23 protein-coding genes are annotated in these 26,129 nt (G+C 65.2%); 16 read left to right on the top strand and 7 right to left on the bottom strand.

Annotation, left to right across the window (positions count from 1 at the left end; all coding sequences use genetic code 11):
* Nucleotides 1-116 precede the first annotated feature (116 nt).
* The 9 genes from phnG (at nt 117) to IF803_RS25475 (ending at nt 7,118) form a co-directional block, all read left to right on the top strand.
* Nucleotides 117-578, top strand: coding sequence for a phosphonate C-P lyase system protein PhnG (gene phnG / locus IF803_RS25435; RefSeq protein WP_082653675.1), 462 nt, complete (start codon nt 117-119; stop codon nt 576-578).
* Nucleotides 579-582: 4 nt separating this feature from the next.
* The gene (phnH, locus tag IF803_RS25440; protein ID WP_461193906.1) at nt 583-1,191 is read left to right on the top strand and encodes a phosphonate C-P lyase system protein PhnH; all 609 of its coding nucleotides are present in this window, start codon (nt 583-585) and stop codon (nt 1,189-1,191) included.
* Between the two features lie 3 nt (nt 1,192-1,194).
* Nucleotides 1,195-2,298 carry a carbon-phosphorus lyase complex subunit gene (locus tag IF803_RS25445; protein WP_411782325.1) on the top strand — a complete coding sequence of 368 codons (1,104 nt, stop codon included), beginning with the start codon at nt 1,195-1,197 and terminating at the stop codon, nt 2,296-2,298.
* Nucleotides 2,295-3,179, top strand: a complete 885-nt coding sequence (locus IF803_RS25450; protein WP_461193908.1) for an alpha-D-ribose 1-methylphosphonate 5-phosphate C-P-lyase PhnJ — start codon at nt 2,295-2,297, stop codon at nt 3,177-3,179. The genes IF803_RS25445 and IF803_RS25450 overlap by 4 nt, the downstream gene beginning before the upstream one ends.
* On the top strand, nt 3,172-3,969 hold the full coding sequence (gene phnK / locus IF803_RS25455; RefSeq protein ID WP_461193910.1) for a phosphonate C-P lyase system protein PhnK: 798 nt from the start codon (nt 3,172-3,174) through the stop codon (nt 3,967-3,969). Before IF803_RS25450 ends, phnK begins: the two co-directional genes overlap by 8 nt.
* An 8-nt stretch (nt 3,970-3,977) precedes the next feature.
* Complete coding sequence (phnL, locus tag IF803_RS25460; RefSeq protein ID WP_028339543.1) at nt 3,978-4,676, top strand: phosphonate C-P lyase system protein PhnL; 699 nt, start codon at nt 3,978-3,980, stop codon at nt 4,674-4,676.
* A 13-nt stretch (nt 4,677-4,689) separates the two neighbouring features.
* A complete protein-coding gene (locus tag IF803_RS25465; RefSeq protein WP_461193911.1) occupies nt 4,690-5,844 on the top strand; it encodes an alpha-D-ribose 1-methylphosphonate 5-triphosphate diphosphatase in 1,155 nt (384 codons plus the stop codon).
* Nucleotides 5,841-6,434, top strand: coding sequence for a phosphonate metabolism protein/1,5-bisphosphokinase (PRPP-forming) PhnN (gene phnN / locus IF803_RS25470; RefSeq protein WP_461193913.1), 594 nt, complete (start codon nt 5,841-5,843; stop codon nt 6,432-6,434). Before IF803_RS25465 ends, phnN begins: the two co-directional genes overlap by 4 nt.
* A 72-nt stretch (nt 6,435-6,506) precedes the next feature.
* Nucleotides 6,507-7,118: a pyridoxamine 5'-phosphate oxidase family protein gene (locus IF803_RS25475; protein ID WP_461193914.1), complete on the top strand. Its 612-nt coding sequence runs from the start codon at nt 6,507-6,509 to the stop codon at nt 7,116-7,118.
* 135 nt (nt 7,119-7,253) lie between these two features.
* On the opposite strand, the gene IF803_RS25480 is transcribed toward IF803_RS25475, so the two are convergent.
* Nucleotides 7,254-8,978, bottom strand: a complete 1,725-nt coding sequence (locus tag IF803_RS25480) for a SulP family inorganic anion transporter (RefSeq protein WP_461193915.1) — start codon at nt 8,976-8,978, stop codon at nt 7,254-7,256.
* Between the two features lie 53 nt (nt 8,979-9,031).
* On the bottom strand, nt 9,032-9,631 hold the full coding sequence (locus IF803_RS25485) for a TetR/AcrR family transcriptional regulator (RefSeq protein WP_028339538.1): 600 nt from the start codon (nt 9,629-9,631) through the stop codon (nt 9,032-9,034).
* A 204-nt stretch (nt 9,632-9,835) separates the two neighbouring features.
* Between IF803_RS25485 and IF803_RS25490 the strand changes: the two genes are divergently transcribed.
* Both IF803_RS25490 and IF803_RS25495 read left to right on the top strand, forming a co-directional pair.
* Nucleotides 9,836-11,080, top strand: a complete 1,245-nt coding sequence (locus tag IF803_RS25490) for an efflux RND transporter periplasmic adaptor subunit (protein ID WP_461193916.1) — start codon at nt 9,836-9,838, stop codon at nt 11,078-11,080.
* 23 nt (nt 11,081-11,103) lie between these two features.
* Entirely contained in the window at nt 11,104-14,286 is a 3,183-nt protein-coding gene (locus IF803_RS25495) for an efflux RND transporter permease subunit (RefSeq protein ID WP_461193917.1), read from the top strand.
* Between the two features lie 36 nt (nt 14,287-14,322).
* On the opposite strand, the gene IF803_RS25500 is transcribed toward IF803_RS25495, so the two are convergent.
* The 4 genes from IF803_RS25500 to IF803_RS25515 all read right to left on the bottom strand — a co-directional run bounded on the left by IF803_RS25500 (nt 14,323) and on the right by IF803_RS25515 (nt 17,108).
* Complete coding sequence (locus IF803_RS25500) at nt 14,323-14,541, bottom strand: hypothetical protein (RefSeq protein ID WP_016845043.1); 219 nt, start codon at nt 14,539-14,541, stop codon at nt 14,323-14,325.
* Between the two features lie 212 nt (nt 14,542-14,753).
* Nucleotides 14,754-15,554, bottom strand: coding sequence for an SDR family NAD(P)-dependent oxidoreductase (locus IF803_RS25505; protein ID WP_461193918.1), 801 nt, complete (start codon nt 15,552-15,554; stop codon nt 14,754-14,756).
* A gap of 1 nt (nt 15,555) precedes the next feature.
* A complete protein-coding gene (locus IF803_RS25510; protein ID WP_461193919.1) occupies nt 15,556-16,110 on the bottom strand; it encodes a carboxymuconolactone decarboxylase family protein in 555 nt (184 codons plus the stop codon).
* Nucleotides 16,111-16,157: 47 nt separating this feature from the next.
* Nucleotides 16,158-17,108 (bottom strand): hypothetical protein, encoded by a 951-nt coding sequence (locus IF803_RS25515; protein ID WP_461193920.1) that lies wholly within the window; start codon nt 17,106-17,108, stop codon nt 16,158-16,160.
* Nucleotides 17,109-17,340: 232 nt separating this feature from the next.
* Here IF803_RS25515 and IF803_RS25520 point away from each other — a divergent pair, with 232 nt between their 5' ends.
* The 4 genes from IF803_RS25520 to IF803_RS25535 all read left to right on the top strand — a co-directional run bounded on the left by IF803_RS25520 (nt 17,341) and on the right by IF803_RS25535 (nt 24,290).
* Nucleotides 17,341-20,814, top strand: coding sequence for an indolepyruvate ferredoxin oxidoreductase family protein (locus tag IF803_RS25520; RefSeq protein WP_461193921.1), 3,474 nt, complete (start codon nt 17,341-17,343; stop codon nt 20,812-20,814).
* Between the two features lie 169 nt (nt 20,815-20,983).
* Complete coding sequence (locus tag IF803_RS25525; protein WP_028339531.1) at nt 20,984-21,415, top strand: hypothetical protein; 432 nt, start codon at nt 20,984-20,986, stop codon at nt 21,413-21,415.
* A gap of 308 nt (nt 21,416-21,723) precedes the next feature.
* Complete coding sequence (locus IF803_RS25530; RefSeq protein ID WP_461193922.1) at nt 21,724-23,304, top strand: alkaline phosphatase D family protein; 1,581 nt, start codon at nt 21,724-21,726, stop codon at nt 23,302-23,304.
* A gap of 167 nt (nt 23,305-23,471) precedes the next feature.
* On the top strand, nt 23,472-24,290 hold the full coding sequence (locus IF803_RS25535) for an aldo/keto reductase (RefSeq protein WP_461193923.1): 819 nt from the start codon (nt 23,472-23,474) through the stop codon (nt 24,288-24,290).
* Between the two features lie 89 nt (nt 24,291-24,379).
* Here the strand turns inward: IF803_RS25535 and IF803_RS25540 are convergent, their stop codons facing one another.
* Nucleotides 24,380-24,610 carry a hypothetical protein gene (locus tag IF803_RS25540; protein WP_050387960.1) on the bottom strand — a complete coding sequence of 77 codons (231 nt, stop codon included), beginning with the start codon at nt 24,608-24,610 and terminating at the stop codon, nt 24,380-24,382.
* Nucleotides 24,611-24,842: 232 nt separating this feature from the next.
* Here IF803_RS25540 and IF803_RS25545 point away from each other — a divergent pair, with 232 nt between their 5' ends.
* Nucleotides 24,843-26,123 (top strand): amidohydrolase family protein, encoded by a 1,281-nt coding sequence (locus IF803_RS25545; protein ID WP_461193924.1) that lies wholly within the window; start codon nt 24,843-24,845, stop codon nt 26,121-26,123.
* Nucleotides 26,124-26,129 lie beyond the last annotated feature (6 nt).

Consider the following 26,129-nt stretch of genomic DNA (forward strand, 5'->3'; position numbering starts at 1 on the left):
CCAGAAATCTTTGGTTTGTCACGAAACAGTCATGGCGCTCCGCTATCAAGTTGTCTAGTATCATAGACAACTTGATGCAAGCAAGGTTGCCCGAAGGTTTGCCCATGAGTTCGACCATGAGTCCGACCGGACCAAACAGCAAACAGGCCCAGCGCAAGGCCGCGATGACGGTGCTGGCGCACGCCGCCGCGACCGACATCGCCGGCAGGCTGGCGGCGATCGCGGTGCCCGCGCATGAGAACCTGCGCGAGCCGGAAAACGGCCTTGTGATGCTGCGCGGGCGGATCGGCGGCGACGGTGCGCCGTTCAATCTCGGCGAGGCGACGGTGTCGCGCGCGGCGGTACGGCTTGCGACCGGCGAGGTCGGCTTCGGCTACACGCTCGGCCGCGACGCGCGCAAGGCGCAGATGATCGCGCTGTGCGACGCCATGGTGCAGTCGGCGGAGCTGTCCGGCGAGGTGGAGGCCAAGGTGATCGCGCCGCTGCGCGTCGCCATGAACGCCGAACGCGGCCGCAAGGCGGCGGAAACCGCGGCGACGCGGGTCGATTTCTACACGATGGTGCGCGGTGAGGGATGATGCAATGACGACGATTGCCGAAATGCCCGCGGGCTTTGCCGACAAGGTGCTGTCGGCGCAGTCGACTTTCCGTTCCGTGATGGATGCGATGGCGCGCCCGGGTAACGTGCAGCACGTCGCCGCGAGCGTGGGAACGCCCGCCGGCATGATGCGCGGCGCGGCCGCGATCGCGCTGACGCTGTTCGATCACGACACGCCGATCTGGCTTGACGCTGCGATGTCGGCGACGCCGGACGTCGCCCGCTGGCTGAAGTTTCACGCCAGCGCGCCGGTGGTGGTCGATTCCTCGATCGCGAGCTTCGCGTTGGTTGGCGACGCCGCGAGCCTGCCGGCGCTGGATCGCTTCGCATTCGGCAGCAGCGAATATCCTGACCGGTCGACCACGCTGATCCTGCAGGTCGACAGCCTGTCGCAGGGCCCGGCCTTCGAGCTGAAAGGGCCCGGCATCGACGGCAGCGCCGTGCTGCAGGCGATGCTCAAGCCGCGCGACCTGTTCCAGCGGCTTGCGATCAACGAAGCCCTGTTCCCGCGCGGCATCGATGTCGTGCTGGTTCATGACGATGCCATTGTGGCGATCCCGCGCACCACGCGGCTGATCGCAAGCGGAGTGTGAGCGATGTATGTAGCCGTCAAGGGAGGCGAGCGCGCCATCGAGAACGCCCATCGTCTGCTCGCGCATGAGCGGCGCGGCGACCGCGATGTGCCCGAGGTGACGCTGGCGCAGATCTCCGGGCAGCTCGCGCTTGGTGTCGATCGCGTGATGACCGAAGGGTCGCTCTACGACCGCGAGCTCGCGGCGCTCGCGATCAAGCAGGCGCGCGGCGACATGATCGAGGCGATCTTCCTGGTCCGCGCCTTCCGCGCCACGCTGCCGCGCTTCGGCGCCACCGAGCCGGTCAACACCGGCGAGATGCAGGTGCGGCGGCGGATCTCCTCGACCTTCAAGGACGTTCCGGGCGGCCAGATCCTGGGGCCGACCTTCGACTACACCCATCGCCTGCTTGATCCCCAGCTCGCGGAAGGCTTTGTGCCGGAGCAGCCGGAGACCGCAGAAGCCTCGCAGGCGGCGACGCCGCGGGTGACCGACATTCTCGGCCGTGACGGCCTGATCGAATCCTCACCGCAGGCAGATAGCGACACGCCGGTCGGCGACCTCACGCGCGAGCCGCTGAGCTTTCCGGCCGATCGCGACTTGCGGCTGCAGAATCTGGCGCGCGGCGACGAAGGCTTCCTGCTCGCGCTCGGCTACTCGACGCAGCGCGGCTACGGCCGCAATCACCCCTTCGCCGGCGAGATCCGCTTCGGCGAGGTCGAGGTCGAGTTCTTCGCCGAGGACGCGGGCTTTACCGTGCCGCTGGGCTCGATCGAATTGACCGAGTGTCAGATGGTCAACCAGTTCAAGGGCTCGACCACCGAGGCGCCGTGCTTTACGCGCGGCTATGGCCTCGCCTTCGGGCAGAGCGAGCGCAAGACCATGTCGATGGCGCTAGTCGATCGCGCGCTGCGTGCGCGCGAGCTCGGCGAGGAGGCGGCGGCGCCGGCGCAGGACGAGGAGTTCGTGATGTCGCACTCCGACAATGTCCAGTCGACCGGCTTCGTCGAGCATCTCAAGCTGCCGCACTATGTCGACTTCCAGTCCGAGCTCGGCCTCTTGCGCAAGCTGCGGCAGGAGTTTGCGGAAGCCAACGAGGCGGTGGAAATGCAGGAAGCCGCGGAATGAACGCGCCGACGTACAATTTCGCCTATCTCGACGAGCAGACCAAGCGGATGATCCGCCGCGCGATCCTCAAGGCGATCGCGATCCCCGGCTACCAGGTGCCGTTTGCGAGCCGCGAGATGCCGATGCCCTATGGCTGGGGCACCGGCGGCGTGCAGGTGACGGCGGCGATCCTCGGTCCCGACGACGTGCTGAAGGTGATCGACCAGGGCTCGGACGACACCACCAATGCGATCTCGATCCGGAAGTTCTTCGGCAAGACCGCGGGTGTCGCGACCACGACCTCGACCACGGACGCGACCGTGATCCAGACCCGGCATCGCATTCCCGAGGCGTCGCTGCATGCCGGACAGGTGCTGGTCTATCAGGTGCCGATCCCCGAGCCGCTGCGCTTCCTCGAGCCGCGCGAGACCGAGACACGGCGCATGCACGCGCTCGCCGAATACGGGCTGATGCACGTCAAGCTCTACGAGGACATCGCGCGCTTTGGCCATATCGCCACCGCCTACGCCTATCCGGTGAAGGTGAACGCACGCTACGTGATGGACCCGTCGCCGACACCGAAATTCGACAATCCGAAGATGGACAATTGCTCGGCGCTGCAGCTGTTCGGCGCCGGCCGCGAGAAGCGCATCTACGCGATCCCGCCCTACACCACCGTGGTGTCGCTGGACTTCGAGGATCACCCGTTCACGCGCTACCGCTTCAACGCGCCCTGCGCGCTGTGCGGCGCCGACAATTCCTATCTCGACGAGATCGTCACCGACGACAAGGGCGGGCGGATATTTGTCTGCTCCGACACGGACTTCTGCGAGCAGCGCCAGGCCGCCGGCCATCACGGCACCGAGAGCGCAGCGCCGCACAAGGAGAAGGCGCATGTCTGAGCTCTCGAGCCTCGAGAACGATGAGCCGCTGCTGGTGGCCGAGGGGCTTGCCAAGATTTACGGCCGGCTTGCGGCCTGCCGCGACGTCTCGTTCGCGCTCTATCCCGGCGAGGTGCTGGCGATCGTCGGCGAGTCTGGCTCGGGCAAGTCGACGCTGCTGCAGCTGCTCTCGGCGCAGCTCGCGCCGAGCGCGGGCCGGGTATCCTACCGGATGCGCGACGGCGTGCTGCGCGATCTCGCCGAATTGGGCGAGGCCGAGCGGCGCTTCTTGTTTCGCACCGACTGGGGCTTCGTGCACCAGGACCCGGCGCAGGGCCTGCGCATGGGCGTGTCGGCCGGCGCCAATGTCGGTGAGCGGCTGATGGCGGTCGGCTGGAATCATTACGGCCGCATTCGCGCCACCGCGTCGACCTGGCTGGAGCGGGTCGAGATCGATACCGGCCGCATCGACGACGCGCCGAAGACCTATTCCGGCGGCATGCGGCAGCGGCTGCAGATCGCCCGCAACCTCGTCACCGAGCCGCGGCTGGTGTTCATGGACGAGCCGACCGGCGGCCTCGACGTCTCGGTGCAGGCGCGTTTGCTCGACCTGATGCGCAACCTCGTCAGCGAGCTCGGTCTCGCCGCGATCGTCGTGACCCACGATCTCGCCGTGGCGCGGTTGCTCTCGCATCGCGTGATGGTGATGAAGGGCGGCCGCGTCATCGAGACCGGCCTCACCGACCAGGTGCTCGACGATCCGCGCGAGCCCTACACGCAGCTGCTCGTTTCCTCGATTCTTCCGCCATGAGCGTGCCAATGACCGCGATGATCGAACTTGCCAACGCCGAGAAGACCTTCACCATGCACCTGCAGGGCGGCGTCGAACTGCCCGTGGTGCGCGGCGTCTCGTTCCATGCCGATCCGGGTGAGTGCGTGGTGCTGTCGGGCCCGTCGGGCGCCGGCAAATCCTCGATCCTGAAGATGATCTTCGGCAACTACCGCTGTGACAACGGCCGGATCGGCATCCGCCATCACGGCAAGGTTGTCGACCTTGCCACCGCCGAGCCGCGCCAGGTGCTGAGCATCCGCCGCTCGACCATCGGCTATGTCAGCCAGTTCCTGCGTGCCGTGCCGCGGGTGGCGACGATCGACGTCGTTGCCGAGCCCTTGATCGTCAACGGCGTGGCACGCGAGGAGGCCCGCACGCGCGCCGGCCAGCTGCTGCGCCGGCTCAACATTCCGGAGCGGCTGTGGACCTTGCCGCCCTCGACCTTCTCCGGCGGCGAGCAGCAGCGGGTCAACATCGCGCGCGGCTTCATCTCGGACCTGCCGATCCTGCTGTTGGACGAGCCGACCGCTTCGCTCGATGCGGCGAATCGCGCCGTGGTGGTCGAGCTGATCGCCGAGAAGAAAACCAAGGGCGTCGCGATGGTCGCGATTGTCCATGACGACGAAATCCGTCATCTGATTGCCGACCGCATCGTCGATGTGACCTCGTTCGCCGCTGCTGCCTGAAGGACCGTTTGAAATGACCGCCAAGCAAGACACCATCATCGGCAACGCCCGGCTGGTTCTCGCCGATCGCGTGATCGAGCAGGGCTGGGTCGCGATATCCGACGGCAGGATCGCGGAGTTCGGCGAGGGCAGGGCGCCCGAGGCCGCCGAGGATGCCGGCGGCGACCTCCTGATGCCCGGGTTGATCGAGCTGCACACCGACCATCTCGAGATGCACTATGTGCCGCGGCCGAAGGTGTTCTGGAATCCGGTCGCGGCCGTGATCTCCTATGACGGTCAGCTCGCGACCTCAGGCATCACCACGGTGCTGGATTCGCTGCGGGTCTGGCGCGAGGACGGCGCCGAGGATGTCGACGGCCGCGCCGGCGTGCTGGCGGCGGCGATCGCGGCGGCGCGCGAGGAGAATCTGCTGCGCGCCGATCACTTCCTGCATCTGCGCTGCGAGGTGCCGATGCCGGATGTGGTTGCCGAGGCCAAGGAACTGATCGACCGGCCGGACGTGCGGCTGATGTCGCTGATGGACCACACGCCGGGCCAGCGCCAGTTCCGCGACGAGGTGAAGCTGCGCGACTACTACCGCGGCAAGGGCGGCGGCATGACCGACGCCCAGCTCGACGTGCTGTTCGCGCGCCGCTTCGCCTATCAGAAGGAATATGCGGTGGCGAACACCCGCGCCATCGTCGCGCTGGCGCATGAATACCGGATCCCGCTGGCGAGCCATGACGACACCACCGACGAGAACGTGGTCGACGCCGTCAACGACAAGGTCGCGGTGGCGGAATTCCCGACCACGATGGAAGCCGCGCGGGGCTTGCACGCCGCCGGCATCGACATCCTGATGGGCGCGCCGAATGTGGTGCGCGGCGGCTCGCACTCCGGCAATATCGCAGCGGTCGATCTCGCCAATGAGGGCATGCTCGATATCCTGTCGTCGGACTACATTCCGTCCAGCCTGCTGATGGCGGCGCTGCAATTGCCGAGGCATGTGCCGGCGATCGATCTCGCCTCCGCCGTGCGCACCGTGACCAAGACACCGGCCGAGGCGGTCGGGCTCAACGACCGCGGCGAGATCGCGGTCGGCCGGCGTGCCGATCTGATCCGCGTGCACGTCGCGCGCGACCTGCCTGTCGTGCGCAGCGTCTGGCGCGAAGGAGGGAGGGTCGCATGACCGATGCATCCGTCGTCGCCGATCGGCGCGCCGGAAGCGGTCCCGGCCGGCTGATCCTGGTGGTCGGCCCGAGCGGCGCCGGCAAGGACACGCTGCTGGGATTCGCCAAGGCGGCCTGTGGCGATGATCGCGATGTCGTGTTTCCCCGCCGGCTGATCACCCGCCAGGCCTCGGCGTCGGAGGACAATGAGGAGGTCAGCGCGGAAAGCTTCCAGCGCGCGGTAGCTGCCGGTGACTACGCCATGCACTGGGAAGCGCACGGCCATCGCTACGCGCTGTCGCGGTCGATCAACGACGATATCGCTGCAGGACGCACCGTGATCGCGAACGTCTCGCGCACCGTGATCGCGGCGGCGCGCCGCAACTATGCCAATGCTGTCGTGGTGCTGGTCACGGCGCCGCCGGAGGTGCTGGTTGCGCGGCTCGCAATGCGGGCGCGCAGCAGCGACGGCCTTCTCGAGCAGCGGCTGGCCCGCACCGTCGACGAGAGCACGTCGACGCCCGATTTCACCATCGTCAATTCCGGCACCGCCGACTATCATGCGCGACAGCTTGTCCGCATCATCAAAGGCGAACGCTGGGACGACTAGAGCGTTTTCGAGCGAAGTGGATACCGGTTCGCGTGAAGAAAACGCGTCAAAAAGAAGAGGAGAACGGCACGAATGTCGGTGATCGAAACGGTCGAGCAACTTGAGGCGATCTACGGCTTCCCGAATGACGCGTCGACCGTGAAGGTCGCCGATCAAGTGACGCCGCTCTATCGTGTGCTCATCGAGAAGTCGCCGTTCGTGTCGCTTGCGACCGCAGGCCCCGAAGGGCTCGATTGCTCGCCGCGCGGCGACCTGCCGGGCTTCGTGCGCATCCATGATGCGAAGACGCTGATGATGCCGGATCGCCGCGGCAACAATCGCTGCGATTCGCTGCGCAACATCGTTCGCGATCCCCGCATCGGCTTGCTGTTCCTGATTCCGGGTTCGGGCAGCACGCTGCGCGTCAACGGCCGAGCCCATGTCACGGCGGAGCCGGAGCTGCTCGCCTCCTTCATGATGGAAGGCAAGGCGCCGCGCACGGTGATCGTGATGACCGTGGATGAAATCTACTTCCAGTGTGCCCGTGCGATCGTGCGCTCCGATCTCTGGAATCCGGACAAGCGGGTCGATCCGACGGCGTTGCCGACGCCGGGCCAGATCCTCGCCGAGATGAGCGAGCACACGGTTGGCGGCGAAAAATACGATCGCGAATGGCCGGAGCGCGCGCGGCAGACGATGTGGTGATCCGCGCGGACGGCTGGGAAGCATGATCCGGAAAAGTGCGAAGCGGTTTTCCCTGCGACAAACGCGAAGCGTTTGCGCGGAGATCATGCTCAAACAAAAGCGCTTTAGCGCGCAGACGATTGGACCCATCGCGCCTTAGGCTTCAGCCCGGTCTTCCCAGTCCTCCCAGGTCACGTCAGCATTGATCTCGAGGTAGCGCGCAACGGCGACGCCGATGGTCGGGAAGAAGTTGTTCTCGCCGAGTTGCGCCAGCAGGCCGAATTTCTTCAGCTTGTCCTTGACAGGATCCTTGAGCTCGGCAAAGCACAGCTCGATCTTCTGTGCGTGCAACGCCTCGTCGAGCTCGGCGAGAATGTCGCCCGCGGTCACGTCCACGCTGGTGACCGGCTCGGCCGTGACCACCAGCCAGCGCACCGGCGTCGGAGATTTCGCCACCGCATCCAGCGCGCGTTCCTTGAAGAACTCGGCATTGGCAAAGAACAGCGGCGCATCCCACCGGAACAGCACCAGGCCGGGGATCTGGCGCGCATCCGGATATCGCGTGATGTCGTGATAGCCCTTCACGCCGGAGGCGCGGCCCAGCACTGCGGAATGCGGCCGCCAGCCGTCCCACAAGAACTCGACGATGGCGAGCACGATGGCGAGGCCTATTCCGGGAATCACGCCCAGCACGGCCACGCCGACAAAGCAGACCATCGATAGCCAGAATTCCCATTGCTGAATGCGGTAGATTCGCCTGAGGTCGCCGACCTCAAACAGGCCGAGTGCGGCGGCGATGACGACGGCGGCCAACGCGGCGTTGGGCAGGTGCTGGAGCAGGTTCGGCGCTATCAGCAGCAGAAAGGCGATGGCAAGCGCGCCGATGACACTGGTCAATTGAGTGCGCGCTCCGGCAGCTTCCGCAACGGGCGTGCGCGATCCGCTGCTGCTGATCGGAAAACCCTGAAAAAAGCCGGCCGCCAGATTGGCCGCGCCGAGCCCCACCATCTCCTGGTTGGGATCAACACGATCGCCCAATCGTCCCGCATAGGCGCGCGAAAGCACGCTGGTGTCGGCGAACGACACCAGCGCGACGGCGCTGCCGCCGATCAGCACCTGCACGATGTCGCCATAGCCGATCCGGGGAATGGCAAATCCCGGCAGGCCCTGGGGAAGCGAACCCAGGACTGTCACGCCGAAGCGTGCCCCGAGATCGAAAACGCCGGTGATGACCGTCGCCGCGACGACGGCAATCAGAATGCCCGGCAGCCGCTTGTTCCGGGCGAGCAGCAGGATCACCGCCAGCGTCGCGGTGCCGATCCCGAGGGTCGCCCAATGCGTCTTTCCGTCGACGATTGCTCCGATGACCGCCCAGAGACTGCGCAGAGGTCCATCGCCTTCAATGGAAAAGCCGAACAGCTTTGGCAGCTGGCTGATCAGCACGGTCAGGGCTATTCCGTTCATGTAGCCGTAGCGGATCGGCTTGGAGAGAAGCTCGGTCAGGAATCCCAGCCGCGCGATGCCCGCGACGATGCATATCGTTCCGGAGACGACCGCCATCATGGCGGCCAGGGTTGCCGCACGCATCGGATCGCCGCCCGACAGCGGAACCACGACGCCGAGGATGATGGCCGCAAGCGCCGAGTCAGGTCCAAGGACAAGGATGCGGCTCGGCCCGAACAGCGCGTACACGAGCAGCGGAACGATCGTCGCATAGAGCCCGTAGATGCCGGGCAGGCCGGATGCTTCCGCATAGGCGATGCCGACCGGGACCAGCATGGTCGCGAGCACCAGCCCGGCGACGATGTCGTGTGGGAGCCACGCCGCTTGATATCGACGCAGCGTGTCGAGACCCGGCAGCCAGCCGGTCCAATGATTCATCCCCGGTCACTCCCAACTTCGTTGGGGTTCGCAGGCGCTTGACGTGAACTGCTCTACCCCTTCGCCTGCTCATCAAACGCCTTCAGCGACACCGCTGCAATCTCGCGCAGCGCGTTGCGGTCGGCGCCCGAGGAGGCCATCACGCACATGCCTGATGTCACCGCGGAGAGATAGCGGGCAAGGGTGGCCGGATCGGCGCTTTCACCCAGGTCGCGTTCGGCCTTCGCGCGGACGAAACGTTCGTGCAACTGGTCCTCGGTTCGGGTGCGGCGAGCTGCCAGTTCAAATGGAACATTCTCCGAGCCGGTGCCGCAGGCAAGGCCGCCCTGCACCAGCAGGCAGCCCGGCGGGTTGGCGGGATCGGTCTGGGCGTCCGCGTGCTCCATCAGAAATCGTTCGGCTACCTCTCGGGCGGTGGCGGCGCCCAAAACCTTTTCCATCCAGGCGTCGCGCTTCTCGGTGTAACGGTCGAGCGCGGCCTTCAGCAGGCCCTCCTTGCTGCCGAAGGCAGCATAGAGACTCGGGGGATTGATGTTCATCGCCTCGGTGAGCTGGGCGATCGTCGCGCCCTCGTAACCGTGGCGCCAGAACACATCCATGGCCTGGTCCAAAGCGGCGTCCGCGTCGAAAGCGCGGGGGCGTCCCATTCCCATTTTTCGTTGCTCCGTAAGCCGGGTGCCGTTTCTATGACGGATTGTCCCTGGCTTATCCTCTTGTTGCACGTGATGTTTTTCCGCGACTTCCCATTTCCCCATGAATGAGATAAGAAATTCATAGTGCTCGATACATAAGTATCTTGCGAACCGGCGTCCAGCTCCACATCTGTAGCGAACACTACAGATATCTGGAGCGCCTGAATGCCCTCGTCAACCCAAAATCCCCGTTCCGGCCGCTTCCGACGTGTCGTCGGCGGTATCGTGATCCTTGGCGCCCTCGCGGTGGCCGGTTCGATCGCGACCGGCCACTATTTTCATGCCGCACAGGCGACCGCGACTGCCGCGGCTCCCGAGCCGGCGGTCCCGGTCACCGTTGCCGTGATCCAGCCGCGGCCGACCACGCTGTTCGATGACTTTTCGGGCCGGCTCGAAGCCGTCGATCGTGTCCAGCTCCGGCCGCGGGTGGCCGGTGCGATCCTTTCGACCAACTTCACCGAGGGCGCGCTGGTGAAGTCCGGCGATATTCTGTTCAAGATCGACCCTGCGCCCTACGCCGCCGAGGTCGATCGCGCCCAGGCGCAGCTCGAGGCCGCCAAGGCCCGCGTCGTGTTCACCACGAGCGAAGTCGAGCGCGGCGCGCAGCTGGTTGGCAACAACATCGTGACCAAGCGCGATTTCGACCAGCGCGACAACGCCAATCGCGAGGCAGTCGCCAACGTCAAGGCCGCCGAGGCCGCGCTCCAGACGGCCAAACTCAATCTCGACTACACCGAGGTGCGGGCACCGGTCGACGGCCGGGTCGGCAGGATCGAGGTCACCGTCGGCAATCTCGTCGCGGCAGGTACGTCTTCGCCGGTCCTGACCTCGCTGGTCTCGGTCAATCCGATCTATGCGAGCTTCGATGCCGACGAGGAAGTCGTGCTGCGCGCGCTGAACTCGATCGCGGACGCCTCCGGCAAGCGCGGCAATCTCGACCAGATTCCGGTCGACATGGTGACGTCGGGCGGCCTCGGCGCCAAGGGACACATCCAGCTGATCGACAACCAGGTCAACGGGCAGAGCGGCACCATCCGCGTCCGCGCCGTGTTCAAGAACGATGACGGCCGGCTGATCCCGGGACAGTTCGCCCGCGTGCGCATGGGCCAGCCCAAGCAGCAGACGCTGGTGCTGATCGACGAGCGCGCCGTCGGCACCGACCAGGACAAGAAGTTCGTCATGCTGGTCGGCGACGACAGCCGCGCGGTCTATCGCTCCGTCACGCTTGGCGGCGCGGTCGATGGCCTGCGGATTGTGACCGCCGGCCTGAAATCCGGCGACCGCATCGTCGTCAACGGCCTGCAGCGTGTGCGTCCGGGTGCGCTTCTGAAGATGGAAGTCGCCGAAATGGGCGCGCGCGGCATGCAGCAGGCATCCACTGAAACCAACCAGCACGTCGTGCGGCGCTAGGCGCTGCGCGCGGGGGCGGAGCCATGAATCTCTCAAAATTCTTCATCGACCGGCCGATCTTCGCCGGCGTGCTTTCGATCCTGATCTTCCTGGCCGGCCTGATTTCGCTGCTGGCGATGCCGATCTCGGAATATCCTGACGTGGTGCCGCCGTCGGTCGTGGTGCGCGCAACCTATCCCGGCGCCAATCCGAAGGTGATCGCCGAGACCGTCGCGACCCCGATCGAGGAGCAGATCAACGGCGTCGAAGGCATGCTCTATATGTCGAGCCAGGCGACCACCGACGGCGCGATGACGCTGACGGTGACGTTCCGGCTCGGCACCGACCCCGACAAGGCGACGCAGCTGGTGCAGAACCGCGTGCAGCAGGCCGAGCCGCGCCTGCCGGCCGTGGTGCGCCAGCTCGGCATCATCACCAAGAAGAGCTCGCCCGACCTCACCATGGTCGTGCATTTGCTGTCGCCGAACAACCGCTATGACATGACGTATCTGCGCAACTACGCGGTGCTCAACGTCAAGGACCGGCTGGCGCGGATCGACGGCGTCGGCGACGTCCAGCTCTATGGCGCCGGCGACTATTCGATGCGGGTCTGGGTCGACCCGCGGAAAGCCGCCGAGCATAGCCTGACCGCGAGCGATGTGGTGCGCGCGATCCAGGCCCAGAACGTCGAGGCCGCCGCCGGCGTGGTCGGCTCCTCGCCCAGCGTCAAGGGCATCGACCTCCAGCTCTCCGTCAACGCCGAGGGACGGCTGTCGACCGAGGAGCAGTTCGGCGACATCGTGGTGAAGACCGGTTCGGCCGGCGAGGTGGTGCGGCTGCGCGACGTCGCGCGGGTCGAGCTCGGCGCCTCCGAATACGGCCTGCGCTCGCTGCTCGACAACAAGCAGGCGGTCGCGATCCCGATCTTCCAGGCGCCCGGTTCGAACGCGCTGGAGATCTCCGACCATGTTCGCGCGACGATGGCCGAGATCAAGAAGAACATGCCGGAAGGCGTGTCGTACCAGATCGTCTACGATCCGACGCAATTCGTGCGCTCGTCGATCGAGGCCGTCATCCACACGCTGCTCGAGGCGGTCGCGCTCGTCGTGCTGGTCGTGATCCTGTTCCTGCAGACCTGGCGCGCCTCGATCATTCCATTGATCGCGGTCCCGGTGTCGATCGTCGGCACCTTCGCGGTGATGCATGTGTTCGGCTTCTCGATCAACGCACTCAGCCTGTTCGGCCTGGTGCTGGCGATCGGCATCGTGGTCGACGACGCCATCGTCGTGGTCGAGAACGTCGAGCGCAACATCGAGTCCGGCCTGTCGCCGCGCGACGCTACCAACCAGGCGATGCGCGAAGTGTCCGGCCCGATCATCGCGATCGCGCTGGTCTTGATCGCCGTGTTCGTGCCGCTCGCCTTCATCTCCGGCCTCACCGGACAGTTCTACAAGCAGTTCGCGCTGACCATCGCGATCTCGACCGTAATTTCCGCGATCAATTCGCTGACGCTGTCGCCGGCGCTGTCGGCGCTGCTGCTGAAGGGCCATCACGAGCCGAAGGACTGGCTGACCCGGGTCATGGAAAGATCGCTCGGCTGGTTCTTCCGCGGCTTCAACAAGGTCTTTACGAAGTCCTCCGAGAACTACGGCCGCACCGTCACCAAGGTGATCTACGGCAAGGCCGTGGTGATCGGCCTCTACGTGCTCTTGATCGGCCTGACCGGCGTGCTGTTCAAGCAGGTGCCGTCGGGCTTCGTGCCTGGTCAGGACAAGCAGTACCTGGTCGGCTTCGCGCGGCTGCCTGACGGCGCCACGCTCGACCGCACCGAGGAAGTGATCCGCAAGATGAGCGACATCGCGCTGACCCAGCCCGGCGTCGAAAGCTCGGTGGCGTTCCCCGGCCTGTCGATCTCCGGCTTCACCAACTCCTCCAACGCCGGCATCGTGTTCTCGACCTTGAAGCCGTTCGACGAGCGCAAGGATCCCTCGCTCAGTGGTCCGGCGATTGCGGCGGCGCTGAACAAGAAATATGCCGGCATCCAGGATGCCTTCATCGCCATGTTCCCGCCGCCGCCGGTCAACGGCCTCGGTACCATCGGCGGCTTCAAGCTCCAGATCGAGGACCGCGCCGGCCTCGGCTATGAGGCGCTGAACGACGCGACCAAGGCGTTCATGGCGGCGATGCAGAAGGCGCCGGAGATCGCCGGCGTGTTCTCGAGCTTCCAGGTCAACGTGCCGCAGCTGTTCGCCGACATCGACCGCACCAAGGCGTTGCAGCTCGGCGTGCCGGTCACGGAGGTCTTCAACACGCTGCAGATCTATCTCGGCTCCTACTACGTCAACGACTTCAATAAATTCGGCCGCACCTATTCGGTCTATGTGCAGGCGGACGCGCCGTTCCGCGCGCGTGCCGACGACATCAGGCAATTGAAGGTGCGCTCGTCGTCGGGTGACATGGTGCCGCTGTCGGCACTGCTGAAGGTCCGCCAGAGCGCAGGTCCGGAGCGTGCGATCCGCTACAACGGCTTCCTGTCGTCGGACATCAACGCCGCCGCCGCGCCGGGCTATTCCTCCGGCCAGGCGCAGGAGGCGGCGACGCGGATCGCGGCCGAAGTGCTGCCGCCCGGATTCGCCTTCGAATGGACCGACCTGACCTATCAGGAGTTCATCGCCGGCAATTCCGGAATCTGGGTGTTTCCGCTGGCGATCCTCCTGGTGTTCCTGGTGCTCGCCGCGCTCTATGAAAGCCTGGCGCTGCCGCTCTCGATCATCATGATCGTGCCGATGGGGCTGTTGGCCGCGATGTTCGGGGTCTGGCTGTCGAAGGGCGACAACAACGTCTTCACCCAGATCGGCCTGATCGTGCTGGTCGGATTGTCGGCCAAGAACGCCATCCTGATCGTCGAATTCGCGCGCGAGCTCGAATTCGCCGGGCGGTCACCGATCCGTGCCGCGATCGAGGCGAGCCGGTTGCGGTTGCGGCCGATCCTGATGACGTCGATGGCGTTCATCATGGGCGTGCTGCCGCTGGTGCTGTCGACCGGTGCGGGCTCGGAGATGCGGCGCGCGATGGGCGTCGCGGTGTTCTCCGGCATGATCGGCGTCACGGTGTTCGGCCTGTTCCTGACGCCGGTGTTCTATGTGCTGCTGCGCAGCCTCACCGGGATGAAGCCGCTGACGCAGCACGGCGAGACGACCATCCCCGGAAAAGCACACGCGGCATGATGCCGCGTGTGTAAGCTTGATGTCAGCTTCGAAGGATCAGGCTGCGATATCGAGCAGCAGCAGTGACGAACCGCGGACCAGCACCTTGCGGCCCGCGGGCGTCAGCTCGAACGAGTCTCCTCGCACCGCAACATAGCCGAGCGTGACCAGGCTTTCGACGGCAAACCGGTTCAGCCGTGAAGGGTTTGCTGCGGGGGCCCGCAACGCTTTCAGCGCATCCCACTGATCGGGTCTGAGTTCGAATTCTTCGCTCATCGGTCCAGGCACTCCAGAAGTTCTTGGCGTGCGAGATACAGAGCGCAGATGAATTTCGTGCGACCACAACGAGTCAGGATTTCGATTTATGTGGACGCGTCGTCACATCGCCGTGTCATTGGAATACTTCAATTTTTTCGAATCATTGCGGCGCATTGACGCGTGATGTCGTCACAGTGATTAACCGGCATCGTCACATAGGTTCGTCGCGGTTAACCGCGACGCACACTTGCGCCGCCATCGACCGGCAACGTCACACCTGTGATGAAATTGGCCTCATCGGAGGCAAGAAACAGCGCGGCATTGGCGACGTCCCAGCCGGTGCCCATCTTGTGACGCAGCGGCACCTTGCTGTCGCGCTCGGCCTCGATCTCGGCGCGGCTCTTCTTGAATTCGCGGGCGCGCGTGTCCACCGCCATCGGTGTGTTCATCAATCCCGGCAGGATCACGTTTGCGCGAATGCCATATTGCGCATTCTGGTAGGCGAGCTGTTCGGTGAAGGCGATCATCGCCGACTTGGTCGCCTTGTAGGCGACGTAAGGATAGGTTGTGATCGCGGCCATCGACGAGATGTTGATGATCGAGCCGCGCTGCTGCGCGCGCATGATCGGGATCACATGCTTGGCGGCGAGGATGCAGCTCTTCAGATTGATCGCCACGCAGCGATCAAACGCCTCCTCCGATATGTCGAGCAGTTCGGCATCGCCGCCGGAGAGGCTGACGCCGACATTGTTGTGCAGGATGTCGACGCTGCCCCAGCGGCCATGTGCGTCTGCCACCATCGCCTTGATGTCGGCATTTTTGGTGACGTCGGCCTTGAAGGCGACTGAAGTCCCGCCCTTGGCCGCGATCAGGTCGACCGTCTCCTGCGCCGAAGCCAGATTGTAATCGACGCACAGCACCCTGGCGCCTTCGCGCGCGAAGGTCAGCGCGGTGGCGCGGCCGTTGCCGATGCCCTCGCCGGGGCTCTGGCCGGCGCCAACGACGATGGCGACGCGATCTTGCAGGCGCATGTCACTTCACTCCCTGTAGCGGGTACTGCTGCAGTACCTCCTTGTAGTGCGGTTCGTTGTCGATCTGCATGGTGGCAAGCACGCGCACCACGGCGCAGTAGAACGCGATCGTCAGCACGAGGTCAGTCATGTGCTCGTCGGAAAGATGTTGCTTGATCTCGGCGAAGGTCGCATCCGACATCGCGAGCTCGCGCACCATCTCGCGGGCGCCTTTGAGGATCGCCTTCGCCAGCGGCTCGAGCTTCGAGGGTCTACCATCGGTCTCCGCGATCAAGCCCCGGATGTCCTCGTCGGTGACGCCGAACTCCTTGCCGATCTTCACATGGTGGGTGAACTCGTATTCCGACTGCTCGAGCCAGCCGACCTGCAGGATCGCGAGTTCGCGTAAGCGCGGATCGAGCTTGCTCTTGAAGCGGATATAGCCGCCGACGCCGTTGAAGGCGCGCGCCATGTCCGGCGAGTTCACCAGGAGCTTGTGCAGATTGGTGTTGCGCTTGAGCATGTCGCGATATTCGGGGGCGACCTGATCGGCTTCGAGATAGGGCAGGCGGGCCATTGTTGTTGTCCTTTTTTCGGCGGCTTGCGGAAGAGGCGGCTGTTGTTTCAGCCGTAGAGGGCTTTGTGTTCGCTGTCGTAGTTGGCGTAGGAGTCCTTCATGCTGGCGCCGTTGAGTAGCATGGTCGCAACCAAGGCGTTGTCGGCATCGAACACGGTCAAGCGCACCCACATGCTCTCGGTGCGCTTGCTGCCCGAGAGCGCCACGACCTCGCGCTCGACCCAATAGGTCTCGCCGGGGAATAGCGGCCCGCGCAAAAGGCGGATCTCCTGGTCGGCGAACAGCCCGACCGCGGGGCCGCGGACCGGCAGCCGGTCTTCGCGCGCGCGGTACTGGAACAGCACGCTCAGCATCTCCATCGGGATGATGGCGCGGCCCCAGGGATTGTGCTCCAGCGAATAATAGTCCGATGGCTCGGTGATCACCTTGAGCTTGTCGGCCAGCGAAAACGGATAGAGATCGCCCATGTTCTGGTCGAAATCCATCTTGATCGCCTGCCGCGGCGTCTTCATGCCGACCTTGATGTCGGCGAGGATCACGGGATCGGTCAGCGGCTTCAATTCGCCGAGCCGGTGGCTGAGCGCCGTCTCGCTGCCGTCGCCGTCGATCGAGGCGGTGCCGCGCAGGATCTCGGTGCCGTCGCGCTTGATCATCGCGATCGTGCAAACGGTCTGGCCGGGCTTCGGCTTCTCGATCTGGGCCTGCACCTCTTCGCCTTCGAACACCGGGTTGCGGTAATGCGCCGAGAGGCATCCGGTCATGAACCAGGCGCGGCCCCAGATCCGCTCGCACAGCGGCGCGAACTGGCTGAAATGGGTCGGTCCCTCGATCGTGCCGCCGCGGAAGCCGAGCTTCTGCGCGGTTGCGTCGTCGTGAATCGAAGCGTGGGAATCGTAGGTCTGGGCCTGCAGCATCTGCTTCGGGCTGCGCCAGGGACCCACCAGCAGATCGCCGTTCTCCACGATTTCCGTCGTGAACGCGGATTCGACTGTAATCATCCTTGGTCTCCCTTTGCGCGCCACCGTTTCAAAGATGCCGGGGTTCGGCAAGCCTCGCAGAGCAACAAAGGCCTCGCAGAGAACAAGGCCTCGCATGCGCAACATGAGATATGTGCTGCGGCCATGGAACGGGGCTGTTCATGCATAACAAAATCAGTGCATGCTGATGCATGATCATTCGGAAGATAATCAGACCGGTTCGGACCGGCGTGGCTGACTGACGGGGAAACTGATGGCGTTGATGGAAGTTGGACTGGACGACAAGTACCGGTTGGATACCAAACGAATCTTCCTCTCCGGTACCCAGGCGCTGGTCCGATTGCCCATGTTGCAGCGCGAACGCGACCGCGCGCACGGGCTGAACACCGCCGGTTTCATCTCCGGTTACCGCGGCTCGCCGCTCGGCATGTACGACCACGCGCTGTGGCGGGCGAAATCCTTCCTGAAGGAGCACGACATCGCCTTCGTTCCCGGCCTCAACGAGGATCTGGCGGCGACCGCGGTGTGGGGCAGCCAGCAGGTCGGCATGTTCCCCGGCGCCAAGGTCGATGGCGTGTTCGGCATCTGGTACGGCAAGGGCCCCGGCGTCGACCGCTCGCTCGATGCGCTCAAGCACGCCAATTCGGCCGGCGCCTCGCCGAACGGCGGCGTGATCGCGCTGGCCGGCGACGACCATGGCTGCCAATCCTCCACCCTGGCGCATCAGAGCGAGCAGGTGTTCGCCTCGGCGCTGATGCCGGTGGTCAATCCGGCGACGCTGCAGGACTATCTCGATCTCGGCATCCTCGGCTTCGCGCTGTCGCGCTATTCCGGCTGCTGGGTCGGCTTCAAGGCGATCTCGGAGACGGTGGAGAGCTCGGCCTCGATCGTCAGCGACCCCGATCGCATCAAGATCATCACGCCCGACGATTTCGAGATGCCACTGGGCGGGCTCTCGATCCGCTGGCCGGATCCGCCGCTCGAGGCGGAGCGCCGGCTGCACGGGCCCAAGATGGAGGCGGTCGCGGCCTTCGCCCGCGTCAACCGCTTCGACCGCATCGTGCTGGATTCCAAGCCGGCACGGCTCGGCATCATGGCGACCGGCAAGGCCTATCTCGATCTGCGCCAGGCGCTCGCTGATCTCGGCATCACCGATGCCGATGCGCAGGCGCTCGGCCTGCGCATCTACAAGGTGGCGCTGACCTGGCCGCTCGAAGCGCGCGGCGCGCGCGCCTTCGCCGAGGGCCTGCAGGATGTGCTTGTCGTCGAGGAGAAGCGCGGCTTCATCGAGGACCAGCTGGTCCGCATCCTCTACAACATGGACGCCTCAAAGCGTCCGTCGGTGGTCGGCAAGCGCGACGAGAGCGGCGCTCCCTTGCTGCCGAGCGAAGGCGAGCTGACGCCGACCATGGTCGCCGCCGCCGTGGTGGCGCGGCTGCGCCGGCTCGGTCACCGCAGCCCGCTGCTTGAGCAGCGTTTGGCAAAACTCGAGGCATTCGATCGCCCGGCCGAGGGCACGGGCACCGCGAAGCTGCAACGCACGCCGTATTTCTGCTCGGGGTGCCCGCACAACTCGTCGACCAAGATTCCCGAGGGCAGCCGCGCCATGGCCGGCATCGGCTGTCACGGCATGGCGCTGTCGGTGCCGAACCGCAACACCCAGACCATCTCGCATATGGGCGCGGAAGGGGTGAGCTGGATCGGGCAGGCGCCGTTCACCAGCGAACAGCATGTGTTCCAGAATCTCGGCGACGGCACCTACACGCATTCCGGCTTGCTGGCGCTGCGTGCGGCGGCCGCGGCCGGCGTCAACATCACCTACAAGATTCTCTACAACGACGCGGTGGCGATGACCGGCGGCCAGCCGGCCGAAGGCGGCTTTACGGTGTCGCAGATCGCACACCAGGTCTGGGCGGAGGGCACCAAGCGGCTCGCGATCGTCTCCGACGATCCCGACAAATATCCCGCCAATTATTTCCCGTCGGGTGCCACCATCCATCATCGCCGCGAGCTCGATGCCGTGCAGCGCACCCTGCGCGAGATCGAGGGCCTCACCGTCCTGATCTACGACCAGACCTGCGCCGCCGAGAAGCGCCGCCGCCGCAAGCGCGGGCTGTTCCCCGATCCGGCCAAGCGCGTCTTCATCAACGAGCGCGTCTGCGAGGGTTGCGGCGACTGCTCGGTGGCGTCGAACTGCGTCTCGGTGCAGCCGCTGGAGACCGAACTCGGTCGCAAGCGCCGCATCGACCAGTCGAACTGCAACAAGGATTTCTCCTGCATCGAGGGCTTTTGCCCGAGCTTCGTGATGGTGCAGGATCCCAAGCTGCGCAAGGCCGACCGTACCGCCGCCGATCCCAAGGCGTTGTTCCTCGATTTGCCGACGCCTCCTGTGGCCACGTTGAGCAATCCCTACAACATCCTGATCACCGGCATTGGCGGCACCGGCGTCATCACCATCGGCGCGCTGCTCGGCATGGCCGCGCATGTCGAAGGTCTTGCCTGCTCGACGCTCGACTTCACCGGCCTGTCGCAGAAGAACGGCGCGGTCATGAGCCACGTCCGGCTCGCACCCGCCTCCGACATGCTGACCACGGTGCGCATCGCGCCCGGCAATGCCAACTTGATCCTCGGCTGCGACCTCGTCGTCGCCACCAGCGTGCCGGCGCTGAGCCGCGCCGAGCGCGGCGTCACCCGCGCTGTCGTCAACGCGGATCTCTTGCCGACCGCGAGCTTCGTGATCGATCCCGATATCGACTTCGAGGCCAGCTCGATGCGCGATGCGCTGAACGGCGCGGTGAGACCCGATGATCTCGACATCCTCGATGCCACCGGGCTGGCCACCGCGCTGATGGGCGACAGCATCGCCACCAACGCCTTCATGCTCGGCTTTGCGTTCCAGCGCGGCGCGATCCCGCTGTCGCTGGAAGCGATCCTGAAGGCGATCGAGCTCAACGGCGCCGCCATCGAGATGAACAAGACCGCGTTCTCATGGGGCCGGCTCGCCGCGCATGATCTGCAGCGCGTGGTCAGCGCCGCGCGCTTCAAGAGCGCCGGTGCCGCGCCGGCCAAGAAGACGCTCGACGAGGCGATCGCCTTCCGCGCCAAATTCCTCACCGACTATCAGGATGCAGCCTACGCCAAGCGCTATCTCGACGACGTCGCGCGCGTCCGCACCGCCGAGGCGGCGGCCGCGCCGGGCTCGCAGGACCTGACCGAAGCCTTCGCAAAGGGCCTGTTCAAGCTGATGGCCTACAAGGACGAATACGAGGTCGCGCGGCTCTATTCCGACGGCGAGTTCAGCAAGGCCTTGAGGGAGCAGTTCGAGGGCAATTCCGGTCTGAAGGTCTTGCTGGCGCCGCCGCTGCTGGCCCAGCGCGATTCCGTCACCGGGCGGCTGCAGAAGCGTGAATTCGGTGCGTGGATTTTCACCGCGTTCGGCATGCTGGCGAAGCTGAAGGGTCTGCGCGGCACCGCCTTCGACATTTTCGGCTACACCGCGGAGCGCAAGATGGAGCGCGCATTGCCGGTCGACTATTCGGCGATGATCCTGCGTCACCTCGACGGCAGGAAGCCGCTCGACTTGCCGCGGCTCGTGGCGCTGGCAAAGGCTGCGGATCTCGTGCGCGGCTATGGCCACATCAAGGAAGGCAACGTCGCCCGCTACCGCACCGAATGCGCGCGGCTGGAGCGCGCGATCGGCCAGCCGTTGGCGCAGGCGGCCGAATAGGGCAGAGCGTTATTCCATCGGAACGGAAAGGGCTCCAGGTGGCGGCTGGGGAACTTTCCACCGCCGCCCTGGTTGACCGGTAACCCTGCCGCAAGCCGTGGCTGGATTCGCGCGGCCGGGGCCCCTACATGATGGCTGTTCTGTTCGAGTGATTTCAGGAGGCCGTTTGATGGTCCTGAAAAACGCTTTTGTTGCAATCGTCTGCACCGCGTGCCTGACTTGGGGTGGCGTGGCGTTTGCCGACGAGTACGGCCCCAGCGAGTTCTTCAGCCTCGATCTCTCCAAGGCGGTGCTGTCGCCGAAGCGGCTTGGCCCGCCGGCGCAGTTCGAGCCGGTTCCGGTCGAGGCGAAGGCCGACCACGGTCCCGATCAGCATGCGAATGTCGAGCCGCAGGTCGAGGAGACGAAAGTCGCGCCGAAGAAAGCCGTGCGGACCACCGGGGTAACCGCGCCGCGTGAGCGGAAGCGCGCGGCCGCGCACGTTCCCGCCCGCGCCAAGCTCGCGCGCCGCCACTCGAACCCGCTCGATGCGGAGGCCCGCGACACACGGATCCAGACCTGGCCGTGCCGCACCGGCGGCATCTGCAACTGGCATCGGTGAGGCGGCGCTCTGGCGCAGATCCACGTGCGCATCCACAAGAATGTTAAGCCCGTCATCCTGAGGAGGCCGCGAAGCGGCCGTCTCGAAGGATGGACGGCCCCGTCCGTGGCCGATTCATCCTTCGAGGCTCGCTCCGCTCGCGCCTCAGGATGACGGGTTTAGATCGAATGCTCGGCGTGCTGCGTTCCAATCGACGTGGCCGAGTCATCCCGCCGTCGCAAAACCGTCGACGGAGAGTCAAGAAACCGTAAGGCCGGAGTCAAGGAGCGCAGGCAAAACCTTCGTTGCGATTCGACGAAGGTTATTCGATGCCGACAGCGAACTCCGCGAGGCGGCGAGGCCTCACCCGGCGTCAGCTTCTGGTGCGCTCGGCGTCGACCGCGGCGCTGGCGGGATTCGGCGCGCTGGCAAGACCGTATCTGAGCCGCGCCGCGGATCGGCCCGCGATCGCGGGCATCCAGTCCGGCGACGTCGCAAGCGATTCCGCTGTCATCTGGGCCCGCGCCGATCGCGCGGCGCGGATGCGCATCGAATGCGCGGCGGTCGAAAGCTTCGCCACCATCCTGCGCGCCGCGTCCGCTGACGCGCTGCCCGAGCGCGACTTCACCGCAAAGCTGTTGCTCGACGGCCTGCCGCCGGGCCAGGACCTGTTCTATCGCGTCAGCTTCGAGGACCGCGACGGCACATCAGGCGAAAGCCGCATCGGGCATTTCCGCACCGCGCCGGTCGACCGCCGCTCGGTCTCCTTCGTCTGGTCGGGCGACGTCGTCGGGCAGGGCTGGGGCATCGACCCCGCGCGCGGCGGCTTGCGCAGCTACCGCACCATGCTGGACGAGCGCCCGGACTTCTTCATCCATTCCGGCGATCACATCTATGCCGATTGCACGGTGCCGTCGGAGCAGAAGCTCCCGAACGGCGAGGTATGGCGCAACATCGTCACCGAGGAGAAATCCGTCGTCGCGCACAGCCTCGATGAGTTTCGCGGCAACTACAGATACAACTGGCTCGACGAGAATTTCCGCGCCTTCCACGCCGAGGTGCCGATGTTCGCGCAGTGGGACGACCACGAGGTGGCCGACGACTGGTCGCCGCTCGGCACCACTGATGCGACCGGCTATGAGGCGGACGGCAGTTCGCGTCTGGTGGCGCGGGCACGCCGCGCCTTCCACGAATTCATGCCGATGCGGCTGATGCCGGAGCGCGATGGCCGCGTCTACCGCAAGATTCCCTACGGGCCTCTGCTCGACGTCTTCATCATCGACATGCGCTCGTACCGCGATTCCAGCTGGAACAAGCAGGGCGATCCGGAGCAGGCTTGCATCCTCGGCCAGAGTCAGCTCGCCTGGCTGAAGCGGGAGCTGGTGGCGTCGGATGCTGTGTGGAAGGTGATCGCGGCGGATCTGCCGATCGGCCTCGTCAGCCTGGATGCGGTCGCGCTCGGCGACGGCCCGCCCGCGCGGCGCGAGCACGAGATCGCCGATCTGTTGTCCTTCATGAAGCGCGCCGGCATCCGCAACACGGTGTGGCTCACCGCCGACATGCACTACACCGCCGCGCATCACTATGATCCGAACCGCGCGATGTTCCAGGAGTTCGAGCCGTTCTGGGAGTTCGTCTCCGGTCCGCTGCATGCCGGCACCTGGTCGCCGGGCCAGCTCGACAACACCTTTGGCCCGAAGGCGATGTACCAGAAGGGCTGCTCGGCCGAGCAGGGCGACAATCTCGCGCCGTGCTTCGGCCTGCAATTCTTCGGCCGCGTCGACATCGACGGCAAGACCGGGGTGATGACGGTGACGCTGAAGGACGTCGACAACCACGATCTCTGGTCGGTCGATATCGAGCCGCGGCCGGACGCGCGGCCCGGCCAGATCATGGCGCAACACATCTAGCGCCGTCTCTGATCCCGTCGCGACATCTTGATTGCCGGCGTCTTGCCCGAAGGGCCGGTTTGCGGGCAGACTGCATGTCGGCAGTCCTGCCAATTTCATTCCCACGAAACAATTTGCTGGCGTGACGTCGTCGATGGCATCGGCGTCCCACGCGTCAGGAGCTATCCATGGAAAATCTGCAGACACAGGGCATCAGCCTGCCGCAGCTCGGGCTCGGCACCTTCCGCATGCAGGGCGACGCCTGCCGCGCGGCGGTCGAGAGCGCGCTCGGGCTCGGTTATCGGCATATCGACACCGCCGAGATGTACGGCAATGAAGAGGCAATCGGGGCGGCGATCGCGACATCGAATGTCGCACGCAAGGACCTGCACGTGACCACCAAGGTCTGGCACGAGAACCTGGCGCCGGATGCGATCCGGACAGCGTTCGACGCCAGCTTGAAGAAGCTGCGGCTCGATCACGTCGATCTCTATCTGGTGCACTGGCCGTCGCGGAGCATGAAGCTGCCTGCCGTTTTCGAGACGCTGATGAAGCTGAAGGAGGAAGGCCGCACCCGCGCGATCGGCGTCGCCAATTTCACCACCGCGCTGCTCAAGACCGTGGTCGAGGACATCAAGGCACCGATCGCCTGCAACCAGATCGAATATCACGCGATGCTGGACCAGACGCCGGTGCGCAAATATCTCGCCGCGAAATCGATCCCGCTGGTGGCCTATTGTCCGCTCGCCCAGGGCCGCTTCGCCACCGACGAGACGCTGGCGAAAATCGGCAGCAAGCATGATGCGACGGCAGCACAGGTGGCGCTGAAATGGCTGCTCGATCAGGATGGCGTGGCGGCTATTCCGAAAGCCTCGCGCGCCGAAAGCCAAAAGGCCAATCTCGACGCACTGAAGGTCAAGCTCGACGACGAGGACCGCAAGGCGATTGCGGCGCTGCGCAAGGACATGCGCTGCGTCAATCCGGGGTTTGCGCCGGCGTGGGATTGAGGCTGCAGGCCCTCAGGAAAGCAGAAAAGAAAATGGCTCCGTGAGGAGCCATTTTCCGTTGTGTCGGTCTTTTTTCCGTTGTGTCGGTTTTAGTAGTGATGACGTTTGATGATCACCGTCCGGTCATGGCCGTGATGCCAGCCATGATGCCAACCGCGATGCCAGCCACGGTCATGGCGCATTTCGGCGCGTGCGCCCCAGCCGCGGTCCCAGTGATGATGACCGCCATGTCTGATCACGACCGTCTCGGCGCTCGCGATCGACGGGACGGCCACCGCAAGCGCACCAACCGCCGCAAGAACAAAGCCAATCTTTTTCATCTCATCCTCCTCAAATAAGTGAAGAGAAAACCGTGCGAACATTGAAACGTTCCTCAGGAACCAGAGGAGTTTTCTGAACAGTTGTTCAGCAACAACAGCCGTTGCGGCGCTCGCCGCGAGCAGGCTGCATAACCGACAGCGAGCGCCGCCGCCCCCTCTCGGCGGTCTTGCCTAACTTCGGCGTCCGACGCATCATCGCGTCATAAAAATCAATGTTCGGGGGGACGTTGCCGTGAGCGAATTTTCACGCCGGGATTTTTTGAAAGTGACGGGATCGGCCGCTGCCGCCGCCATCGCCGGGCCGGCCGCTGCGGCGATGGGGCCGGACGACAAGTTCGACCTCGTGATCAAGAACGGCGATGTCATCGATCCCAGCCAGTCGCTGCGCGGCAAGCGCGACATCGGCATCCGCTGGGGCATCATCGAGGCGATCGAAGACGAGATCCCGGCTGCCCGCGCCGCCAAGACCATCGACGCCTCGGGCAAGGTCGTGATGCCGGGCCTGGTCGATCTGCACTGCCACGTCTACCCGTATGGATCGGCGATCGGCATTCCCGCCGACGAGCTGGTGCAATTCCAGGGCACCACGACGGTGGTCTCGGCGGGCGACGCCGGTGTCAACAACCTCGCGGCGCTGCGGCGCTTCATCGTGGCGCAATCGCGGGCCCGGATCTACGCCTTCGTCCATATCGCCAACAACGGCCTATCGGCATTCCCGGTGGCCGAGCTCTACAACATCGACAACGCCCAGGTCGAAGCCTGCGCGATGGCGCTGGCCGAGAACGCCGACTTCCTGATCGGGGTCAAGGTGCGGATGTCGGAAAACGTCATCTTCAAGCATGGCCTCGAGCCATTGAAGCGCGGCATCCAGGCCTGCGAGATGTGCGGCTGGCCGGCGCGGATGATGGTGCATATCGGCGGCGTCGAGACCAGGGAGCTGATGTCCGACATTCTCAATCTGCTGCGGCCCGGCGATATCCTGACCCATGCCTATTCCGGCGCGCCGAACATGTCGGGCGCTTTCACCAATATCGTGCAGGAGGGCAAGCTGTTGCCGGCTGCGCTCGCAGCCAAGCAGCGCGGCGTGCTGTTCGACGTCGGCCATGGCGGCGGCAGCTTCGATTTCACGGTGGCCGAAGTGGCGATCCCCGCCGGCTGCACCCCCGATACGATCTCCTCCGACATCCACGTCTTCTCGGGCAACTCGCCCGGCATCCCGTTCCTGCCGAACGTGATGAGCAAGTTCCTCGCGATGGGCTCGTCGCTGGATCAGGTGGTGGCGATGGCGACCTCGGTGCCGGCGCGGATCATCAACCGCACCCCGAAGATCGGCACGCTGCAGCGTGGCGCGCCCGGCGACGTCGCGATCATGGACCTCGTCGAAGGCCCGGTCTCCTTCGTCGACACCCGCAACAACAAGCGCGACGGCAATCTGCTGTTGAAGCCGGTGCAGACCGTGGTCAACGGCGTGCCGTTCGGCCGGCCCTATCAGGCGCCGTTCTCGGTGAGGTGAGACTCC

It is taken from the genome of Bradyrhizobium sp. UFLA06-06 (genome assembly GCF_054820065.1).

Coding starts and splice junctions, on each gene's coding strand:
- phnG (WP_082653675.1), top strand. CDS start 117: ATGAGTCCGACCGGACCAAACAGCAAACAGGCCCAGCGCAAGGCCGCG.
- phnH (WP_461193906.1), top strand. CDS start 583: ATGACGACGATTGCCGAAATGCCCGCGGGCTTTGCCGACAAGGTGCTG.
- IF803_RS25445 (WP_411782325.1), top strand. CDS start 1,195: ATGTATGTAGCCGTCAAGGGAGGCGAGCGCGCCATCGAGAACGCCCAT.
- IF803_RS25450 (WP_461193908.1), top strand. CDS start 2,295: ATGAACGCGCCGACGTACAATTTCGCCTATCTCGACGAGCAGACCAAG.
- phnK (WP_461193910.1), top strand. CDS start 3,172: ATGTCTGAGCTCTCGAGCCTCGAGAACGATGAGCCGCTGCTGGTGGCC.
- phnL (WP_028339543.1), top strand. CDS start 3,978: ATGACCGCGATGATCGAACTTGCCAACGCCGAGAAGACCTTCACCATG.
- IF803_RS25465 (WP_461193911.1), top strand. CDS start 4,690: ATGACCGCCAAGCAAGACACCATCATCGGCAACGCCCGGCTGGTTCTC.
- phnN (WP_461193913.1), top strand. CDS start 5,841: ATGACCGATGCATCCGTCGTCGCCGATCGGCGCGCCGGAAGCGGTCCC.
- IF803_RS25475 (WP_461193914.1), top strand. CDS start 6,507: ATGTCGGTGATCGAAACGGTCGAGCAACTTGAGGCGATCTACGGCTTC.
- IF803_RS25480 (WP_461193915.1), bottom strand. CDS start 8,978: ATGAATCATTGGACCGGCTGGCTGCCGGGTCTCGACACGCTGCGTCGA.
- IF803_RS25485 (WP_028339538.1), bottom strand. CDS start 9,631: ATGGGAATGGGACGCCCCCGCGCTTTCGACGCGGACGCCGCTTTGGAC.
- IF803_RS25490 (WP_461193916.1), top strand. CDS start 9,836: ATGCCCTCGTCAACCCAAAATCCCCGTTCCGGCCGCTTCCGACGTGTC.
- IF803_RS25495 (WP_461193917.1), top strand. CDS start 11,104: ATGAATCTCTCAAAATTCTTCATCGACCGGCCGATCTTCGCCGGCGTG.
- IF803_RS25500 (WP_016845043.1), bottom strand. CDS start 14,541: ATGAGCGAAGAATTCGAACTCAGACCCGATCAGTGGGATGCGCTGAAA.
- IF803_RS25505 (WP_461193918.1), bottom strand. CDS start 15,554: ATGCGCCTGCAAGATCGCGTCGCCATCGTCGTTGGCGCCGGCCAGAGC.
- IF803_RS25510 (WP_461193919.1), bottom strand. CDS start 16,110: ATGGCCCGCCTGCCCTATCTCGAAGCCGATCAGGTCGCCCCCGAATAT.
- IF803_RS25515 (WP_461193920.1), bottom strand. CDS start 17,108: ATGATTACAGTCGAATCCGCGTTCACGACGGAAATCGTGGAGAACGGC.
- IF803_RS25520 (WP_461193921.1), top strand. CDS start 17,341: ATGGCGTTGATGGAAGTTGGACTGGACGACAAGTACCGGTTGGATACC.
- IF803_RS25525 (WP_028339531.1), top strand. CDS start 20,984: ATGGTCCTGAAAAACGCTTTTGTTGCAATCGTCTGCACCGCGTGCCTG.
- IF803_RS25530 (WP_461193922.1), top strand. CDS start 21,724: ATGCCGACAGCGAACTCCGCGAGGCGGCGAGGCCTCACCCGGCGTCAG.
- IF803_RS25535 (WP_461193923.1), top strand. CDS start 23,472: ATGGAAAATCTGCAGACACAGGGCATCAGCCTGCCGCAGCTCGGGCTC.
- IF803_RS25540 (WP_050387960.1), bottom strand. CDS start 24,610: ATGAAAAAGATTGGCTTTGTTCTTGCGGCGGTTGGTGCGCTTGCGGTG.